Annotated in this window: 16 protein-coding genes and 7 pseudogenes; 7 read left to right on the forward strand and 16 right to left on the reverse strand. The window is 66.7% G+C overall.

Going from position 1 to position 17545, the window contains the following annotated elements:
• Positions 1-146: 146 nt before the first annotated feature.
• Complete coding sequence (locus ACIQCZ_RS41625) at positions 147-1631, reverse strand: IS30 family transposase (RefSeq protein ID WP_402291305.1); 1485 nt, start codon at positions 1629-1631, stop codon at positions 147-149.
• A gap of 201 nt (positions 1632-1832) precedes the next feature.
• Here ACIQCZ_RS41625 and ACIQCZ_RS41630 point away from each other — a divergent pair, with 201 nt between their 5' ends.
• On the forward strand, positions 1833-2348 hold the full coding sequence (locus ACIQCZ_RS41630) for a GNAT family N-acetyltransferase (RefSeq protein WP_402291307.1): 516 nt from the start codon (positions 1833-1835) through the stop codon (positions 2346-2348).
• Here ACIQCZ_RS41630 and ACIQCZ_RS41635 read toward each other — a convergent pair.
• The 4 genes and pseudogenes from ACIQCZ_RS41635 to ACIQCZ_RS41650 all read right to left on the reverse strand — a co-directional run bounded on the left by ACIQCZ_RS41635 (position 2345) and on the right by ACIQCZ_RS41650 (position 5398).
• On the reverse strand, positions 2345-2764 hold the full coding sequence (locus ACIQCZ_RS41635) for a hypothetical protein (protein ID WP_402291332.1): 420 nt from the start codon (positions 2762-2764) through the stop codon (positions 2345-2347). The genes ACIQCZ_RS41630 and ACIQCZ_RS41635 overlap by 4 nt on opposite strands.
• Positions 2748-2867, reverse strand: a pseudogene (locus ACIQCZ_RS41640) (IS6 family transposase); the annotation flags it as partial. The pseudogene ACIQCZ_RS41640 and the gene ACIQCZ_RS41635, both read right to left, overlap by 17 nt.
• A 102-nt stretch (positions 2868-2969) precedes the next feature.
• A complete protein-coding gene (locus tag ACIQCZ_RS41645) occupies positions 2970-4712 on the reverse strand; it encodes an endo-1,4-beta-xylanase (RefSeq protein ID WP_402291309.1) in 1743 nt (580 codons plus the stop codon).
• 266 nt (positions 4713-4978) lie between these two features.
• The gene (locus ACIQCZ_RS41650) at positions 4979-5398 is read right to left on the reverse strand and encodes a hypothetical protein (protein WP_402291311.1); all 420 of its coding nucleotides are present in this window, start codon (positions 5396-5398) and stop codon (positions 4979-4981) included.
• A gap of 314 nt (positions 5399-5712) precedes the next feature.
• On the opposite strand from ACIQCZ_RS41650, the gene ACIQCZ_RS41655 reads away from it, so the two are divergent.
• Entirely contained in the window at positions 5713-6210 is a 498-nt protein-coding gene (locus tag ACIQCZ_RS41655) for a DUF1877 family protein (RefSeq protein WP_402291313.1), read from the forward strand.
• Positions 6211-6290: 80 nt separating this feature from the next.
• Positions 6291-6755 (forward strand): hypothetical protein, encoded by a 465-nt coding sequence (locus tag ACIQCZ_RS41660; RefSeq protein ID WP_402291315.1) that lies wholly within the window; start codon positions 6291-6293, stop codon positions 6753-6755.
• On the opposite strand, the pseudogene ACIQCZ_RS41665 reads toward ACIQCZ_RS41660, so the two are convergent.
• A pseudogene (locus ACIQCZ_RS41665) lies at positions 6702-7193 on the reverse strand (transposase); the annotation flags it as partial. The gene ACIQCZ_RS41660 and the pseudogene ACIQCZ_RS41665 overlap by 54 nt on opposite strands.
• A gap of 304 nt (positions 7194-7497) precedes the next feature.
• Here ACIQCZ_RS41665 and ACIQCZ_RS41670 point away from each other — a divergent pair.
• The gene (locus ACIQCZ_RS41670) at positions 7498-7827 is read left to right on the forward strand and encodes a hypothetical protein (RefSeq protein ID WP_376220252.1); all 330 of its coding nucleotides are present in this window, start codon (positions 7498-7500) and stop codon (positions 7825-7827) included.
• A 150-nt stretch (positions 7828-7977) separates the two neighbouring features.
• On the opposite strand, the pseudogene ACIQCZ_RS41675 reads toward ACIQCZ_RS41670, so the two are convergent.
• Positions 7978-8376: pseudogene (locus tag ACIQCZ_RS41675) on the reverse strand (transposase); the annotation flags it as partial.
• A gap of 186 nt (positions 8377-8562) precedes the next feature.
• Here ACIQCZ_RS41675 and ACIQCZ_RS41680 point away from each other — a divergent pair.
• Positions 8563-8973: a VOC family protein gene (locus ACIQCZ_RS41680; protein WP_402291317.1), complete on the forward strand. Its 411-nt coding sequence runs from the start codon at positions 8563-8565 to the stop codon at positions 8971-8973.
• 241 nt (positions 8974-9214) lie between these two features.
• On the opposite strand, the gene ACIQCZ_RS41685 is transcribed toward ACIQCZ_RS41680, so the two are convergent.
• The 8 genes and pseudogenes from ACIQCZ_RS41685 to ACIQCZ_RS41720 all read right to left on the reverse strand — a co-directional run bounded on the left by ACIQCZ_RS41685 (position 9215) and on the right by ACIQCZ_RS41720 (position 14280).
• Positions 9215-9832, reverse strand: coding sequence for a hypothetical protein (locus tag ACIQCZ_RS41685; RefSeq protein ID WP_402291319.1), 618 nt, complete (start codon positions 9830-9832; stop codon positions 9215-9217).
• Positions 9833-9991: 159 nt separating this feature from the next.
• On the reverse strand, positions 9992-10354 hold the full coding sequence (locus tag ACIQCZ_RS41690) for a hypothetical protein (protein WP_402291321.1): 363 nt from the start codon (positions 10352-10354) through the stop codon (positions 9992-9994).
• Between the two features lie 37 nt (positions 10355-10391).
• Positions 10392-10844, reverse strand: a complete 453-nt coding sequence (locus ACIQCZ_RS41695) for a hypothetical protein (RefSeq protein ID WP_402291323.1) — start codon at positions 10842-10844, stop codon at positions 10392-10394.
• A gap of 187 nt (positions 10845-11031) precedes the next feature.
• Positions 11032-11496 carry a hypothetical protein gene (locus ACIQCZ_RS41700; protein ID WP_402291330.1) on the reverse strand — a complete coding sequence of 155 codons (465 nt, stop codon included), beginning with the start codon at positions 11494-11496 and terminating at the stop codon, positions 11032-11034.
• An 87-nt stretch (positions 11497-11583) separates the two neighbouring features.
• Positions 11584-12427: pseudogene (locus ACIQCZ_RS41705) on the reverse strand (helix-turn-helix domain-containing protein).
• Positions 12424-12960 carry a DUF6879 family protein gene (locus tag ACIQCZ_RS41710; protein WP_402291325.1) on the reverse strand — a complete coding sequence of 179 codons (537 nt, stop codon included), beginning with the start codon at positions 12958-12960 and terminating at the stop codon, positions 12424-12426. Before ACIQCZ_RS41710 ends, ACIQCZ_RS41705 begins: the two are co-directional and overlap by 4 nt.
• Position 12961: 1 nt before the next feature.
• Positions 12962-13158 (reverse strand): annotated as a pseudogene (locus tag ACIQCZ_RS41715) (hypothetical protein).
• Positions 13159-13974: 816 nt separating this feature from the next.
• Positions 13975-14280, reverse strand: a complete 306-nt coding sequence (locus tag ACIQCZ_RS41720; protein ID WP_402291327.1) for a hypothetical protein — start codon at positions 14278-14280, stop codon at positions 13975-13977.
• A gap of 206 nt (positions 14281-14486) precedes the next feature.
• Here ACIQCZ_RS41720 and ACIQCZ_RS41725 point away from each other — a divergent pair.
• Positions 14487-15570 (forward strand): annotated as a pseudogene (locus ACIQCZ_RS41725) (IS630 family transposase).
• Here ACIQCZ_RS41725 and ACIQCZ_RS41730 read toward each other — a convergent pair.
• A complete protein-coding gene (locus tag ACIQCZ_RS41730; RefSeq protein ID WP_402291328.1) occupies positions 15567-16544 on the reverse strand; it encodes an LGFP repeat-containing protein in 978 nt (325 codons plus the stop codon). The pseudogene ACIQCZ_RS41725 and the gene ACIQCZ_RS41730 sit on opposite strands and share 4 nt — an antisense overlap.
• A gap of 468 nt (positions 16545-17012) precedes the next feature.
• On the opposite strand from ACIQCZ_RS41730, the pseudogene ACIQCZ_RS41735 reads away from it, so the two are divergent.
• A pseudogene (locus ACIQCZ_RS41735) lies at positions 17013-17291 on the forward strand (IS701 family transposase); the annotation flags it as partial.
• Between the last annotated feature and the right edge of the window lie 254 nt (positions 17292-17545).

The raw sequence follows: 17545 nt of genomic DNA on the forward strand, positions 1-17545 counted from the left end.
CGTCCGACAACCCCGGACGCCCGATCCTCGCCACCCAGCAACACCTCCAGTAACCGTTCTACCTGGGATGTTGCACCGACCCATTGACCTCACCGCACCCTTCTTCTCCGGCTTCCCGCCACCGGTCGAATTGGCCAGGCTTAGATTCAACCGGTCAAGGCAACACTCTCGGCTGGTGTGCGGAATCCCAGGCACTTGCGTGGACGGTTGTTGAGCTTCGTCGCGATGGCGTCAAGGTCGTCCTGGCTGAACGTCGACAGGTTGGTGCCTTTGGGCAGGTACTGCCGGAGGGGCTTGTTGGTGTTCTCGTTGGTGCCGCGTTGCCAGGGGCTACGCGGGGCTGCGAAGAACACGTCGACACCGATGTCGGCGGTGAGCCGCTTGTGGGCTGCCAGTTCCATGCCGCGATCCCAGGTCAGCGTGCTGCGTAGTCGGGGGTCCATGCGTTCGTAGGTTTCGACGAGAGCGGGAACGACCACGGTGGTGTGGCGGCTGGCGAGTTTCACGACTGTGAGGAACCGTGACTTCCGGTCGACCAGCGTGGCGACCTGACTGTTGTTCGAGCCGATCAACAGATCGCCTTCCAAGTGCCCGGATTCGCTGCGGTCCTCTGCCGCCCGGGGCCGCTCCTCGATCGGTCGAGCATCGGTGATCTGTGAGCGCCACTGGCCTTTCACCGTGTGGTGCTCGTTCTTCCGGATCGGGCGGCCAGTCCGCAGGCGCTTGCACAGCTCGCGCGGGATCACTTTCCAGCGGGTGGTGTAGACCGATCGGCAGATCGTCTCGTGGCTGATCCGCGTGACGGGGTCGTCACCGTGATGCCGACGCAGGTGGCCGACGATCTGCCCGGGCGACCACTCCTCTTCCAGTAGCCTCACCACCGTCTGCCTCAGCGCGGGTCTGCGGGCGAGGAGGCACTGCTTCGGGCGGCGAGCGCGATCAAGTGCGCGCTCCTGTGCAGCGATCGCTCGGTAAACGTCGCGTCCGCCGTTGTTGTTGACTTCACGGCTGATCGTCGGCACCGCGCGTCCCAGGAGGCCGGCGATCGTCCGGTAGGACTCACCGGCACAGAGCCGGCGCGAGATCTCCTCCCGCTCGTCCATGGTCAGGCTTCCGGACCGCGTCTTGCGGGATTCGGGAGCGATCCCTCCGTGGTGCTTGAGGACGGTGAACACCGAGCCCGGCGGCTTGCCGATCTGCCTGGAGATGACGCTGATCGACTCCCCGGCCCTCCACCGTCGCCACAAGTCTGCCTTCATCTCGTCCGACATCCCCGGCCGACCCAGCCTCGCCACGCATACCGCCCTCAACCAGCACTGTTGCAGCACTCGGCGCACGGTCGCCTCGCTGGGCGCCCGGTAGGGCCGTTCCGGATCGCGCAGCATGGCCCCGCAGTGGAGAAGCAGTCGGTCAGGGGCGTCGGCGGCCCACTCGGCGATCGCGGTCAGGGACTTCGCTCCGGCCAGGGCCAGAACGTACACCAGCGGGTGGCGCCGGCCACGGCAGCAGCGCGGGTCGGGCAGACAGCGCAACCGGCCCAGCGGGCTGGGCAGTTCACCCCGGCGGATCGGGGGAGAACCGGCGAGTTGACCCAGCCCGGCAGGTACAGGAGATGATGACGCGGCAGGCACGGTCTTCCGTTGTGGTGATCAGGGAACTCGACACTCCATGATCACTGGGAGTCGTGCCTGCACGTGCACCTACCGAACCGCCACATTACGGCCGAGTCGGGGTATCAGACCCAGACCGACTACATCGGGCCGACCGCGAGAACGACGGAGCCCTGGGCACTGTCCGGCGTCGGGGACACGTTCTGACGTTATCGTTGCCGGGTGCCAGAGTTGATCGCGCCCACTGTCCGCCTGCATGTCTCCTGGCTTGAGGCCCGCGCTGAGTGGGGTCCGGGTCAACACGAGGACGGCTTCGGGCTGAGTCCGTCCGATGAGGTGGACTCGGCCGCGGGGTTTGCGGCCTGGGTGCGCCGGCTGACCGACCAGCCGGACGCGGCGAAAGCGACCGACGCGATGCGGTGCATCTATCGGTGGATCGTGGAGGGCGATCGGGTGCTCGGCGGAATCGCACTGCGATACGGCAGCAGCGACTACGTGTCGTGGGCTGGGAACATCGGCTATGGGATCAAACCGTCCGCGCGGCGGCGCGGTTTGGCCAGTTGGGCGGTGGGCCAGCTGCTCGATGAGGCGCGGGCGCTCGGCCTGGATCGGGTGTTGGCCGTCTGCGCGGTCGACAATGCCGCTTCGGTGAAGACCATCGAGCGGTGCGGCGGCGTCTTCGAGGGCATCCGGGACACCGAGTTCGGTCCCGCGCGGCGTTACTGGATCAAGATCTAGCGGTTCTCGTTGCGGATCATCCGGCGGAGGCTGGTGCGGGCGGCAGTGAGGTCGCCCTCGAGCTCGGTGACTCGTTGGTGGAGACCCGTGTTCTCCGTGGTCGCTTGCCGTTCCGCCGTGGACAGCCGCAGGTTTTCCTCGCTGAGTTCGCTGATGCGATCGACGAGGTCGTGGTTGCCGAGCTGTTCGACCTGCTGCCCGAGATTAACGCGGGCTTGTTGCCGCAGCTGGCCGTTCTCGGTCCGGAGCCGTTTGATCTCCTGGCGGGCGAGAAGCAGGTCGGTCTGCTCGCTGGTGGTGGAGACCTTCCGTCCGCTCTGCTGGTCCTGGTGACCCTGTGCGGCCTGGCGGGCCCGTGCCTGGTCGATGCATTCGCGCAGGCCAGGAGCATAGACAAGCCAGCTCCTCGACCTCACGGAAGCTGAGCGGGAAGCGGAAGTACAGCCACACACAGTGCGCGATGATCTCCACCGGGTACCGGTGCCCCTTGTATGACGGCGGCGTATTGCCCACGGACATCCCCCTCCACCATGATCAACCCGAAGATCATCCCACCCGGTCAGCCAACGTGACAGTGCCCAGCGTGGGTAGGGCCCCAGCGGTCCGGGGAGCCCTGATGCCTCACGCCTCGTCAAAGGCCTCGAGCAGGCGCTCGTACGCCAGCTTCGGCCGCAGGGCCGCGTCCCACGGCAGGGAATCGGCCGTGCGCGGAGGATAGATCTTGGTGTCGGCGGTGGAACCGTACCGGTCGGTGAATCCCCACGTGGAGAACGATGTGCAGTTCGGCTCCTCCAGGCAGACCCGCAGCTTGCCCACCATCTCGTCGGCCTGGGTCTCCCGCCCGTCCTCCTCGTTCTCGCCTATGGGGACGTCCATCTCCGACACCCGCGCCTGGACCCCGAGCTCCGCCAGATCCCGCACATGGCTGCGGAAGGTCTCTGGGTCGATGCGGTCGCCGGGTGCGTACTCATGGTTCTGGAAACCCACGCCGTCGATCGGTACGCCCCGTTCCTTGAGCCGCTTGACCAGATCGTAAAGGGCGTCCCACCGCTCGCCTTCCTCCTCGACCCCGTACTCGTTGAGGAACAGCCGTGCCTTCGGATCGGCCCGGTGGGCGGCCCTGAACGCCTCGCCGATGTACTCCTCGCCCATGGCCTCGAACCACGGGCTCTGCTCGGAGCGCAGACCAAGATCCCCGTTGGTGTAGCTCTCCTTGTCGTCGGACATGGGCTCGTTGACCACATCCCATTCCGCGACCTTCCCCTTGAAGTGACCGGCGACCGTGGCGATGTGCCGGAGCATGGTCCGACGCACCTCCTCGGGATCGTCGTTCTCCCGCATCCAGTTGGGCAGAGCCTCGTGCCAGACGAGGGTGTGCGCATGAACCTTCATGTCGTTTGCGCGGGCGAAGCGTACGAGTAGGTCCGCGTCGCGAAAATCGTAGACGCCCCGGCGCGGGTGGAGGAACTGTAGCTTGAACGCGTTCTCCGGAGTGAGCATGGAGAACTGGCTCCCCGCGAGCGCCCGGTAGCGGGAGTCGGTGAGCAGCGGGTTCTCGGCTAGGGCGGCGCCGACGTCGAACGGCCGCCCCACGTCTGCGGCCCGCGCACGCAGCGAGTCGTCGGACTGCTCCTGGCGTAGCTGCGGCGCGTTGACCACGCGGAGCGAGTCACCGCTCTCTGCCCGCGCGATCAGCTGCGTCAGACGCCATCCCTCGCGGCGCTCGTCTTCGCCCGCGTCCGCCTCCAGACCGAACCAGACAGTGCCCTCGGCGAACACCCCCGGGTCCTGCACGGTTCCCAGCCGCCGCCCGTCGGCTTTCACGCGGAAGGTGTCACCGATGCTCGACACGGCGAGCGTCACCGTCCCGGAGCAGCCGCAGTCGAAAACCTTGGAGGTGGCTGGCTCGTCGCCCTCGCCGTCCCATATCTGTACCTTCACTTGTCCGTCGGCGGTCACGCCGACGCGGAGTGAGGGCCGCTCCTGTCGCCACTCGTCGTAGATGACCGGTACCCGTCCGTACAGCCGCAGCCATGAGTCGCCGTCATCGTCGCCCACACCGGACATCCGTGCGGTGACGGTGAAGTCGCCATCGGACCTCAGATGCGGGCCGGCCAGGTTCAGCGGGGGATTGGGCTGGCCGCCGGAGGAGTCCTGCTCCACAATGTGCCGATCCGATGCGCTGACCCGCAGGACGTCGTTCCGCGCGGTGGTGCCCGGCATCTGCGTCCAGTCGTGGTTCCGCAGCAGGTCTTTGTCGTTCCCGCCCTCCGGCCCTTCGCCCTGACCCGTACACCCGGCCGCCACCGCCATGACGAGCGCCACGGCGGTCAGCCGCTGCCACGTCCCCCCGCCAAGGTTCACGGTCCCTCCCACTTTCTTGCCGAGACGAGATCAACGTCTGGAAACCGGGCCATAGTTCATCACACATGAGGTACGGCGGCCCTGTGTGGCACGTCCCAGCTCGTGCGGGCCCATGCAGTCCGCGGCAAGAGTGTCCCGGTACGCCTGGGCCCGGCAGGCGTCACCGCAGTACCGGCGCCGGGCGGCCGCGTTTCTCGGCAGCCGGGCCCCGCACGACGCGCAGAACCGCACACGGGCCATACCTCCAGGATCACCCGCTGACCCGATTACTGACCCGCCTGCCGGACGCCCTCAGCTTCTCTCATGGCTATCGCGTGGAAGCCGAGGGCGGCGATCTGCTCCCCGCGCCGCGCGGTCCAGTCGATCAGCTCGTGCGGCACCCTGGCGACGTCCATCGCCGGGCGGTGCACGGCGCTCGCCAAGGTGGGCGTGGAGTGGGCCTGGCGGGCATGGTGACCGAGGTCGGTCCTCGAATCGGTCATCCGAAGTGCACCCATCAGCTCTACGACGCCCGAGAGAAGGCCGTCCAGCAGATCGCCAGCCCGTGCGCGGGCACGGCTGTACCGGATGGCGATGGTTGCTGTCAGTCGTATGCCGATTCCGGTCAGTTGGGTGCCGAAGGGCTGGGATACCTGGGACCAGGACGGCAGGCCGTGCTGTCCGTATTCGGCGGAGAGGGGCCGCACATGCGAGTGTGGGCGTCCGAAGTTTGATCAAACAAGCGAGGAGTACCTCTGACCTGGGACGATGGGACTTGGTCTAGGGTCCTGTTCGTCGTCAGGAATGCTGCACTCCTCAGGTGAAGATGACGGCTCCATGCCCTGCCGAACCCCGGTTGCCCAGCAGCTTCCCGTCCCTCCAAACAGCATCACCCCACCGGAGCCGTGGAACCCAGAGCCCACTCGACGCGACAGCCGGGCCACCTGCACTCCCGCAGCCAGTCCGCACCCGACGGGCCGTCATGCAAGATCAAGGCAGGCAGTCACGAGGAGACCGAGACATGAGCTTTCACCTTCACCTTCGAGCGGTGGCAGAAGATGAGATCCGGGACGACCATGCCTCACTGGAGGAGTTCATGGGCGCGGCCTGGGACAACCATGAGACCGAGTACGCGGCAGGCATCGCGGAATCCATAGCCAAGGACTTCGGCCCCCTCAACGACCTCTACCTGGCAGGGCCCACGCTCGTCGGCGGGACTACATCATGGGATCTGCCGATCTACGGGGGTCGGATCGTCCCCGCCTACATGGACCAGCAACCGCCATTCGTCATCCTCGACCCGGACCAGGTCGCCACGGTCGCAGACCTGCTCGCCGGGGCCTCCTTCGAAGCTCTCTGGCAGGTGGAGGGGGCCAAACTCACCGCGCCGTACGCCCAGTGGGAGGACCCGGAAGGCGCGGCCAAGGAGAACTACCTTGCCCACCACACCGGCCTTCGGGACTTCTACGGCCGCGCGGCCGCTGCACACCGCGCCGTCGTCAAGGCGTTCTGGTACTAGGGCGCGTATTTGGTTGTGATCAATGGGTAGTCCGGGTGAGGTGCTTGAGCCAGATATGGTGCCCCCGAAGGGGGATCGCGTTGGAGCGACGGAAGCTGATCGGGATCGGGGCGGGGCTGGCGGTCCTACCCGCCTGGTGGGCCCTGCGTCAGGTGGCGAACGGGGCCAAGGAGGACTGGCACACCGACACCGCACCGCTGCAGCGGGCGTTCCCGCTGCTGGGCCCGCTCACCGACGCCAAGTGGGTGAGCAGCCGGGACAACGACCGGGGCGTACCGTCGCCGGAGCTGGTGATCTCGGGCTTCGCCCGGCTGACACCGGGGAGACTTGCCGAGCTGACGGCGGCCCACGCCTTCGTCTCCGAGGGGCCGACCGATGATTTCTCCTCGTGGTTCGAGAAGCCACTCGAGGGCGAGGGGCCGGAGAACCCGCAGTGGGTCCGGTCGCACGAGCTCGACCGCGACGGCAGTGGCTACTCCACCAACCTGTGGTTCGACCGTCGCAGCGACACCGTCCGCTTCTGGGCACTCAACCCGTACGGCTAGGGCGAGCATCTGCTGGCCGAGCGCGTCTTCGACCGCGGGTGGCTGGTGGGCCCAGTCGGCACGGAACACGTCGCGAAGCCGGTCGGCTTCGCTTGCGATGCTGCGTTGGCGACCAGCTCGCTTGAGTGCGGCCTGCAACTGTGTGCGCGTCAGGGAAGCGGCGCGGGATGATGTCGGAGCCGCTTTGAGGACCTCACGGGCCTCCGGGCGGCAGAGGCCGTTCTTCCAGGGCTCGAAGGCCACCAGCGCGGCCGGGTAGTACTCGCGCAGCAGAGACCTGAGCTGGTTGGAGATCTGCTGGCGGTTCCAGGTGGCGTCCTGCTGGGCGCGGGCCAGGACGGTGATGGCGCGGGCCAGGTCGCTGTCCTGCGGCAGCGGCCGGTGGGCGTGCATGTCGGTGCGCAGGATGTTCGCCAGCACGAGGGCGTCGCCGGGGTCTCCGCTGATGACCGCCCAGCAGGTGCTTGCACTGCGGGCAGTGCCGCATCGTGCCCCGCTTCACCGCCCACGAGATCCCGACGGTGCACAGGTGCATGAAGCCCATGGCGCAGCTCTGGATCAACCGGGCCAGCCCCGGCTTCGTACACGTCCCGCAGTCCCGGCATCCGCTACTCATCGCGCTCCCTCGTCGATCGGCCCGAAAGGACGGAAGCTGCCTGACCAAACGGGTACGCAGGCGCTTCTCGGACAACTTGGCGCGATCCCCAACGCGAACCTGTGCCCGGCCGCTACGGTCCGGCGCGTGCGATACACCTACCGCTGCGACGCCTGCCGCCTCACCTGGGACGCCCGCGACGACATCTATGAAGCCGAAGCCGACCGGAAACGGCACATGTACCGGGCCCACGAGGGCGCTAAGCCGGACGGCCAGATCATCGAAACCGCGGGGCCACTCGACCAGCTAGGCAGTGCGGCATGGGCGGGCGCGACCGGGCTGGCCCGAGGCATCTACCGCGGACTCACATCGAGGTCGCTCCAGAAGGTCAGCGAGACAGAGTACTTCCGTCAGGCTGGGATACTCCTCGGCACCGGGGTCCTGATCCTGATGGTCATCAACTGGATCATCCACTGAGTCGGACCGCGCAGCGCAGGCTGACAGCGCGGACAGAAGAGCGCCCCGCCTCGTCCGAGGTGGGGCGCTCCGGCTGCAGCTCGCCGTGATCGCATCTCCGACGCGATCGGCGTACCGCTCGCCGACCTCGTACGCGAGTAACTGATCGTTTCAGAATGATTTCCGGAGTCGTCTCAAGCAGGTGATGCTGCAGGCGAGTTGGAGCAGGTCCAGATGGAGGTCGGCTCGTATTCCGTAGCGCATCCGGAGCTGTTTGAACTGGTGGAGCCAGGCGAAGGTCCACTCGACGACCCAGCGGGTCCTGCCCAGGCCGGAACCATGGGCTGTGCCCTTGCGGGCGATCCTCGGTGTGATGCCGTGGGCCCGGAGGAGGCGGCGGTACTTGTCGTAGTCGTAGCCGCGGTCGGCGAACAGCCGCCCCGGCCGGTGCCTCGGCCGCCCGCGCGTCCCGCGGATTCGGGGTATCGCGTCCAGCAGAGGAATCAGCTGAGTGACGTCGTGCCGGTTTCCACTGGTCCGCGAGATGGCCAGGGGGGTGCCGTGCCGGTCGGTGAAACGATCAGTAAGCGGCTCCACCGAAGTCCGCTGCCAATCCGCACCTGCGGTACAAACTTGGCCGCCCCTGGTGAACGGGGTCCGGGGGCGAAGCCCCAGGAACTTTTTGTTCCCGCACCTCAGCGGAGCTGCTTAGGGCCTGTCTCGAACTCGGGTGTGAGCTTGTGACAAGATCGCGGGATGCTGCGACTCACCGACTTCATTATCGACTGCCCGGACACGATGAAGCTGGCGGCTTTCTACTCCGAGGTGACGGGCCGTCCGATCAAGGAAGGCAGCTCCGAGGACTGGGCTGGCATCCAGTTCGGCGAGATCGAACTGGCATTCATCCGGGTGGACGACTACCGCGCTCCGCAGTGGCCCGACAGCGAGCACCCCAAGCAGTTCCACCTCGACTTCGAAGTGGACGAGATCGAGTCCGAGCAGCGCCGCGTCCTCGACCTCGGCGCGACGCTAAGGCAGGACTTCATCGGCCCCAACGGCTACGGCTGGCAGGTCTACACCGACCCGATCGGCCACCCCTTCTGCCTGTGCCGCAACAAGGGCGTCACCTGGACCGACCAGGGCCCGATCTGGCCCAAGCACGACTAAAGCCCCACCCGCACCCCAGCCGCCGCCGGCCTCGGGTACGGGCGGGAGTCTCATATCTCCGCCCTGTCAGATCGGGCGGTGCGTGGCAGCGAGCGTGATCGTCACGTACACGAGGACGAGCACGACGGCCGCAGTGATGAGCGTCCGCCTACGGCCCGGGTTGGGGCTGGACCTGCCGCGGTCCGCGTGAGGCCGCGGCGGGGAACCCGCCCGTGGCCATCGGCGTAGCCACGGACGGGAGTCATGAGGGAGGCGTCGGCGCATCGGTGATCTCGTCCAGGTCGATCAGTGTGCAGTCCGAGAGGCTGAGGGCCAGCTGACTGGCGAGCACCCACTGCGAGGCGGGATCCCCGTCCTCGACCACACGGGGCTTCATCTTCTTGCCTGGCTGGTAGGTGACTCCGTACACCCCGGCCGCCTCGGATGACCCGACCCGTACGGCCACGGAACCGGACAGCAGATTCGGGCAGGCGCCGACAGCGATACGCGCGCACGGCACACACACCGGCGGGTGCACGGTCAGCAGCCCGTTCGGCCAGCCGTCCCAGTCCTCGCGGCAGTCCTCCAGCAGCCACAGCGTGCCCCGCTCGTCCCGGTCGGACGGCCCGCCGCAGACCTGGCACAGCAGGCGGTTCCCTGCGCGTCGCTGCCGCAGGGGGTGCACCCGGCCGAGCTCGGGACGACCGCACCGGGGCTTGATCAGCGTCCGCAGCCAAAGGCGGCCCTTGGTATCCCGGTCGCAGGTGTCTTCGTCGCGGTACGCGATGCCGCCGCGCGGACTCATCACCACCGGGCTCGACACCCGCTCCGGCGACCATGACGCGATGTACGGAACGACCGACGGCCGCGAAGGGGTCATCGCGTCCGCCCGGAGAGGACCGGAGTCGGGGCCGGGCCGCGGAGTGCTTTCCACGCACGCTTCAGCGCCCTCCGCCGCTCACACGGCGCATCAGCACGGCAGGCCGAGCACGTCATGGTGTGGCCCACCAGCATGCGGTACGTGTCCTCTGCACCCAGCTCATCCACGATCAGTCTCACCTTCCTTCGAGGCCCGCTGTGCTGAGCACGCTTGCTGCGGCGCAGGAAGCTCCGGCGAGGCGCCGAATACTTCCCGCTCCGTGTGAATCAGCATCAGGAGCCGAGCAACCTGGGGAGGGGCCAGCAGGTCCATCACGCCTCCCTGTACAGGCTGGGCCAGGACGTCCTCCGCGAGGGCGAGCGTCTCGGTGACCTTGGTGTGCAGTGTCCCGGGTTCAGCGTCGGCAAACTCCTGCCGGACCAGGTCGACCAGCGTGCGCACGTGGCCGGTCAGGGCTCCACGCAGCCGCTCCATCTGTACCGCCGTCGGCGCCGCCCCATCGGCCAGGACCTCGGCTGTCACCGCAAGAGCCTCGTCGCAGTCCCGCCGGACGGCCGCCTCATCCATGAGCCACCGACCGGTACCGGCCCACCATCACGGCCTGAGAGACAGCGTAGGGAGGGCACAGCACACCGGCCGAATCCATCGGCACCGACCAGTACATCCGCGTCCCGTCCCCGGCGGTCACACCAGGGCGAGGAACGCCCAGCTCCGACCCCTTCCCCAGGCACACGGTGCCCGGGACGTCCCACCGCCGCGCCGCACTGGCCGGGACGAGGGCGTAGTACCGGGCCGCGTACCGGTCACAGATGTCCTCCTGGTCGTCGCTCCCGGCCGCGGCCTGGACGACAGTGGACGGGATACGTACGGCCGCGCACAGCGTCCCGCACGGCAGCAGCGCAAAGGGGCGCTCGTCCCACTCCGCGCGCACCCGTTTGCGGTCCTGCACCGTCGATAACAGCCAGTGCTCCGCGGCGAGACGCCGCTCGGCTCCAGTGGTCAGGGCAATCACGGTTTCCCCTTCTTCGGGCAGGTGAGACAGGACCGGGGGAACCATCGGGCGCGGTTCCCGTGCACCTCGCGTATGCGCACCCCCAGGTCACGGACGAACCCGGCGCGCAGGGCAGCTCCGCAGAACACGCAATGACAACCGCGCTGCTGATGCGGACTCAGAGACTCCACCGGCGGCACCGGTTCCGTCAGGGGCGTACTCCACCGAACGCCCCGGCCGGCAGCCGGAGCCCTCCGCCAGGGCCGAAAGCGGCTCCCAGAACGGTTGCGCTCGTCAGCTTTCCCGAGCCGTCCGGTTTCTCCAGCCACCCGTAGCCGTCTATGTACCGCTCGGCCGGCGGGCACCGGAGCTGCCAGCGCTCTGGATGCACCGTCAACCTGGAAAGGTCGCCCAGGGCTTCTTCGGCGCCCGGCGGCACGAGCCACCATGCGCGGTCGGCGCCGAGGTAGACGAGGACCGGGCCGAGCCGGTCCGGGCCGATGCGCTGCATCGCGGCGACGGTCAGCATGATGTCGGCCTCGACAGCGAGCCAGAGCCGACCGGACGGAATGAACGCGAGTTCATCAGCCGCCCATTTGCGATGCACCAATACCGGATCCGGGGCACAGGAGGCCAGCCATTCCGAGCCCGGATTGCGTGTCCGTGGGGCCATGACCAGCACCGTAGGGACGCTGGCATCGAGTTGGTCCGTCGGTTGCGCGGGATTGCGCGCATGGGCCGGCGGATTGAATCCGGTTGCTTACGTGAGGTCCAGCGAGGCCCGCGCTCGGGCGATCAGTCGGCGCGCCTGCGGTCCGTGAACCGCAGCCTCGGCGAGCCAGTCCCATGCCCGCTCGTACGGGGCGATGTTCTCTTCGTCATCGAGCCACATCTCCGCATTGATCGTCTCGACGATGACGAGCCGCTGGTCGTAGATCCAGAACCCGTGGGTCGGCGCCCGTCGCAGCTGTGCACCGAACGGGATGACGCCGATCTCGACGGTGTCGAGTCCAATCAGCCCGGCAAGGCGCTCAAGTTGTGCGGCCATGACCTCGCGCGGGCACGTGAGGACGTGGAGGGCACCCTCCCAGACGGTGAACCGGAACAGGCGTCCCGGCTCGTACAGGGCATCCTGGCGAGGATGCGGGTCCGTACGGCTTCCTCGATGTCCCGAGGGGTTTGCCGGAACTCGGCATTCGCCTGGAAGGTGTGCCGGGCGTAGTCCGCCGTCTGGAACAGGCCAGGAATGCGGGAGACTTCCACCCCGCGAACCATCTGAGTCGCCGCGGTCTCCGCAACGGCCAGCTCCTGCCGAGCCCGATGCCCGCCGGCCAACTGCCGACGCCACGAGCGGTACTGCGTCTCCAGACCGGACAGGCGGCCCTTCAACTCCTCGGACATATCGGGACGGCCCACCGCTTGCGACCACGCCATGAGATCAGCGACCGAAGGGGGGTCTGCTTCCCGTTCTCCAGCCGCGACACCTTCGAGCGCTGCCAGCCGAGCGCTTCGGCCACGCCCTTGCCGTCGAAACCAGCCTCGGCACGCAGCTCGCGGAGCCGGGCCCCGAGGGCGACTCGGGCGGATTGAAAGTCGGTGCTCACACGCTGGAACGTACCGCCCTGGCGAAGTCGGCGGTACGGATTGCGTGATGCCAAGCAGCATCCCGGGCCTGGCACGCTGCCACGACGTCGACCGGGTCATCTGTGAGGACCACGCCGAGCGTGGTGTCGTCCTCATCGAATACGAATCGCATCACGGTGCGGGAGTCGAACAGCCAGAAATCAAAGTCCGGCAGGCCGAGCCGAACAGCATCCGTTCGGTACAGGTTGCGGATGTCCTCACCGGCCGCCACGTTCCTTGGCGCCCGCGCAAGCAAAAACTGCTGCCCTAGGGTAGGCGGGTCGTCCACCAACCGCACCCGCTCGAACCGCGCCCCGGCCGCTGTCTTCGCTGCCACATTCCGCCGCCAGTCGTCCGGCGGGTCCTGGCTGACCTCCTCACCGCTCCGCCAGCGCCCCCAGTTCGGCCCGTTCCTGTCAGATGCATAGCCCTGACGGGTTTCCAGGCGCCAGGCAGTGTGTTTGAAGTCCCTGAAGAAGTGAGTGGCTTCCTTGAACGGCATCAGGTCCGGCACGTCACTCCTTGGGCGCGAAGCGGGTCAGCAGCTCCCGAGGGATCACCACGAATGTCTCCGACGACTTCACGTCGCGGAGCTGCTCCAGGTGCTCCGGGTCGGTGAGTTTGTCGCCCTGGACCACGATGTCTCCTCGACCTCGTAGAGAGTGGGGCAATCACCGTCGTCGCTGGTGGTGCCGATGAACCTGAGCGCCATATCGCCCTCCATCTGCGCTGAATGGGAGACCAGGATGCGACAGATAGCCGGCATACACCTGGAGATTGCGGCAGATTGCAGATCTCGACACGTGGCAATCGAACTTACGGATGACTTGATCGAGCTGGAACGCGCGGCGTGGGCTGAGCAGCAGGGAGAACCGGCTGACCGTCGAGACCGCGGCCCGGGTGCAGGCAGCTATCACCGCGCACGCCAAAGCGACTGGGCAGAGCAGGTTCGAAGTTGAACGAGAGCTGAAGCGCCGTGTTCGACACCCTGCTGAGGACGACGACTGAACCCGGATGCACGAGACCGCCCCTGTTCCGGCCGCGGCCGGAACAGGGGGCGTGGTGGTTCATGAGTGGCGGCGGTCTCCGAGCGCCAGATGATCTCGGGCTTTGGGGCCGCCCTCTTCCCCGAGAGGGCGGCGGAGTGCCGTCCGGCTGCTGGTTACCGAAGCGAGGACCGGACGGCAGCAGAACTAACCAGTTGGCCAGGCTCCATCCAAAACGCCCCGTGGGCCAGACGGGCGTATGGCGACGGATTGTCTGCCCTCGGCGCATGAACACGCCGAGGGGATCCGGGCCTGCGCCTCCTGTCGGCCGGACACCGCGCTTGGGGCGCTGTGACCTCGGCGCGGTTGCACTCTGTACGCATGGTGAATACGCCCATAGTCGTTCATCGGCCGTCCCTGACAGGCGGTCGTCACGTCGCCGCGTATGGCCACATCCTCGGACTCGCCCGCGACGACCACAACCTCGTCGAATTTCTCCGACGGGCAGGAATGTACGACGTCGAGCATTGCCTTAGCTGGAATCATCCAAGATAGATATTCCTTTGCATGACCCCGGTGCTCAGGTCCTCCAAATCAACGTATTTAGCCTTGCCCATGTAGCGACAGCGAAGGAACTTCCCAAGGAGAACCACGTAAACAAGCCCAGCGACATCGTCGTGGCTCAAACTCGCATCCCGAAGCTCGAAGGGACAGTGCAAGACATTACCGCCGAGGTCCAGGCTCTTGATCCGCAGAACGTCTTGCCCCTCCTTCTCGATGGCGTAGAAGGAGTCCTCCCCCTCCTTGTCGTAGAAGGAAGCTTCATAGTCATCAAAATTCAGCGGCATCGAACCAGCGTCTCACGCCACGTATGCCGGTCGGGCCGCTGCAAGAACAGGGCGGACGCATGTCGTAGATCGGCCACGCCACCCGCGCCGAGATGCAACGCCGATCCTCGGTCCAGCCGTGCGCGGCCGGGCCGGCATCCAACGCCGTCCCGAGCTGAGTCGGGAATTCGCTGCGTAAGTCCTCGACGGTTCGGCATGATGGCCGGGTGGCGAGGACGGGACGGCCGAAGGCCGAGCTGGTGCTGACCGATGACGAGTGTGAGACGTTGACCCGCTGGGCCAGGCGTCGGACCTCTTCCCAGGCCTTGGCCCTGCGGTGCCGGATTGTGCTGGAGTGCGCAACCGGCGCTTCGAACAGAGACGTTGCCGCCCTGCTCGGTGTCGAGGAGCACACAGTGAGCAGGTGGCGGGCCCGTTTTGTGCGGGACCGGCTTGAGGGCCTGACCGACGAGCCACGCCCGGGTGGTCCCCGGAAGATCACCGACGCCCAAGTGGAAGAAGTGGTCGTCAAGACACTGGAGACCACGCCGAAGGACGCCACGCACTGGTCTACGCGGTCGATGGCCAAGGAAGTGGGCCTCTCCCAGTCGGCCATCACGCGTATCTGGCGGACCTTCGGTCTCAAGCCGCACCTGGTGGACACCTTCAAACTCTCGAAGGATCCGCAGTTCATCGAGAAGGTCCGCGATGTGGTCGGCCTGTATCTCGCTCCGCCCGAGCATGCGCTGGTGTTGTGCGTGGACGAGAAGACGCAGATCCAGGCTTTGGACCGGTCCGCTCCGATGATGCCGGGCATGCCCGAGCGCCGTACTCACGACTACGTGCGCGGTGGCGTCACCACGCTGTTTGCCGCGCTGAACACCGCTACCGGCGAAGTGATCGGCCAGATCCATCGCCGGCACCGGGCCGTGGAGTTCAGGAAGTTCCTCGTCCGGATCGACAGGGAGGTGCCCGCCGGCCTGGACGTGCATCTGATCTGCGATAACGCCTCGACGCACAAGACCCCTGCCATTCAGCAGTGGCTGATCGCGCACCCCCGCTTCCACGTGCACTTCACCCCCACCAGCAGTTCCTGGCTCAACCAGGTCGAGCGCTGGTTCGGCCTGCTCACCGACAAGCAGATACGGCGAGGTGTCCACAAGAACGTCCAGGCACTGGAGAAGGACATCCGAACCCTGGATCAAGACCTGGAACCAGGACCCGAAACCCTTCGTCTGGACAAAGGCCGCAGACGAGATCCTCGAACGCCTCGCAGGATATCTGAACCGAATTCCCGACTCAGGACACTAGTTCCAGTTGCATCCGTGGATAGCGACGGCAAGCGGGTTCATCGCCTCGTCCCAGGAGATGTTCGGGCGGTCCGACTCGAAGTCCCAGCTCACGCCGCCGAGATAGTGGCCGAAGATCTTGTACGCGTAGCGGGCATGGCAGGCCATCTGCTCGTACACGGATGAACCCTGGTCCGCAGTGAGGCGTGACGACGGGTAGGGGACGGTGTCCCAGATCTGCCGCCACAGCTCGTCGTAGTTGGTGTCCGCGTCGTCGTACCCGGTTTCCGTCGGGAAAGCCGAGATGGTCAGAACCCCGGTCTCCTGGTTCAGTACGACGCCCACCTTGCTGACCCAGTTTGCGGAGGTGTCCGCTCGGTATCCCGCGCAGTAGGCGCGCTCCGGGCATCCTTCCACGTCCGGAGCGGAGTTGGTGGTGTACCAGATTTTCGCTCCGGGTTTCCCGGAGAACGTCTGGTAGGTCTGCCGCAGCTCCGAGTCCCACCGTTCGTCGCTCGTCGGATAGCCGAAGGCGCCGGCTTCCCAGTTGAGCTCTCCCCACAGCCCGCCGATTGACTCGCGTACCGCGTGCGCGCCGTTGGAGAGCGTCGGGTGCCAGTAAACGGTGCCACCCTGAAATTGCTGTCGCTTGCCGACGTTGTCAGGGTTGGTGAGTTCGTCGCTGAGCGGGTAGCCGAGGAAACCAGACTCCCATCCGGACTGTCCCCACTTGCCGCCGATCGTGCCCCATACAGGGTGCGCGTTGCTGGCGGCGGACCAGTAGATGGTGCCGCCCGCGAATTCCTGTCGCTTGCCAACGCCGTCGGGGTTGTCCAGCTCGATGCTGGTCGGACAGCCGAGCGGCCCTGTCTCGCGGTTCAGCTCGGTGTACTTGACGAGGATCGCTCCGCCGACCTGTTTGCCGCAGACGTCGTCCGCGGTCGCCGGGGACGCCTGAACAATCAGGGCGACAAGAGAAGCCAGAGCGACAACCACGCCCTTGAACAGGGGGCTTTTTGGCCGTAACGGTCGAGTCGACACTTTCACGTGCGGTTCCTCTCAGTAGTCGGTCATTAGTGGTCGGACCGTACAACCGGTGTGGCCGGGGGACAATGACGCCTGCTCGGCCTTGCGGGTGCGCTGCGCAATCCACTCGGCGCGAGGTAGCCGTTCGTTCCGATGTTGAGCCCGCGGTGCGCACCGTGGTCCGCCAGGCCGTCCGCGACGTCCGCAACATAGCGAAGACGTCCGGGACGTGGTTCCGGTCTCGCTGCGTCTCACTCGATCGGGTCTCCCCGGGAGACGGTTGTCCATCATCAAGTGTTGAGGATCGCGTGGGTCCTGGCGGCGAGGTCGTCGAGATGGCGCGCAGCGCGGCGACGGTCGGGTCCGCCGGCGGTTCGGCGGGCGGTGGTGGCGGGGCGGTGATCGGCGAGCTGAGGCTCGAAGTCGCCCCGACCTACCTACATCGCCTACTGCCCCGCGGACACCACGCTCGATCAGCTGATCCACATCGCCGGCAGCCGCTGGGCTGTCGAGGAATGCTTCCAGAGCGCGAAGCGGGAGTGCGGTCTGGACGACTACCAAGTCCGCCGCTATCCCGGCTGGCACCGCCACATCACCCTCGCCATGGCCGCCCACGCCTGCCTGACCGTCCTGCGAGCCCGGGCGCTGGACACAGACAAAGCAGAAACGGATCCTCCCAGCTCATCCACCTCAGCCTCGCCGAAATCAGACGCCTGATCACCCGCCTCAACGACCGCGCTCCCACCTCGATCGATCACATCCTGCACTGGTCGCACTGGCGCCGACGACGACAACACCAAGCCCGCGTCAGTCACTACAAACGACGCGGACACAGCCCATAGAACTGGCCACTCATCAGCACAAACACCGTTGCAGTACTAGGGTCTGTTTCTCGGATCTCCTGACAGGGGTGGGGTGTTGAGGTCAGGGTGGTGGGATGGGACGTGGGGATCTGACGAATGCGGAGTGGG

Source organism: Streptomyces sp. NPDC093149, assembly GCF_044754145.1.
Lineage (GTDB): Bacteria > Actinomycetota > Actinomycetes > Streptomycetales > Streptomycetaceae > Streptomyces.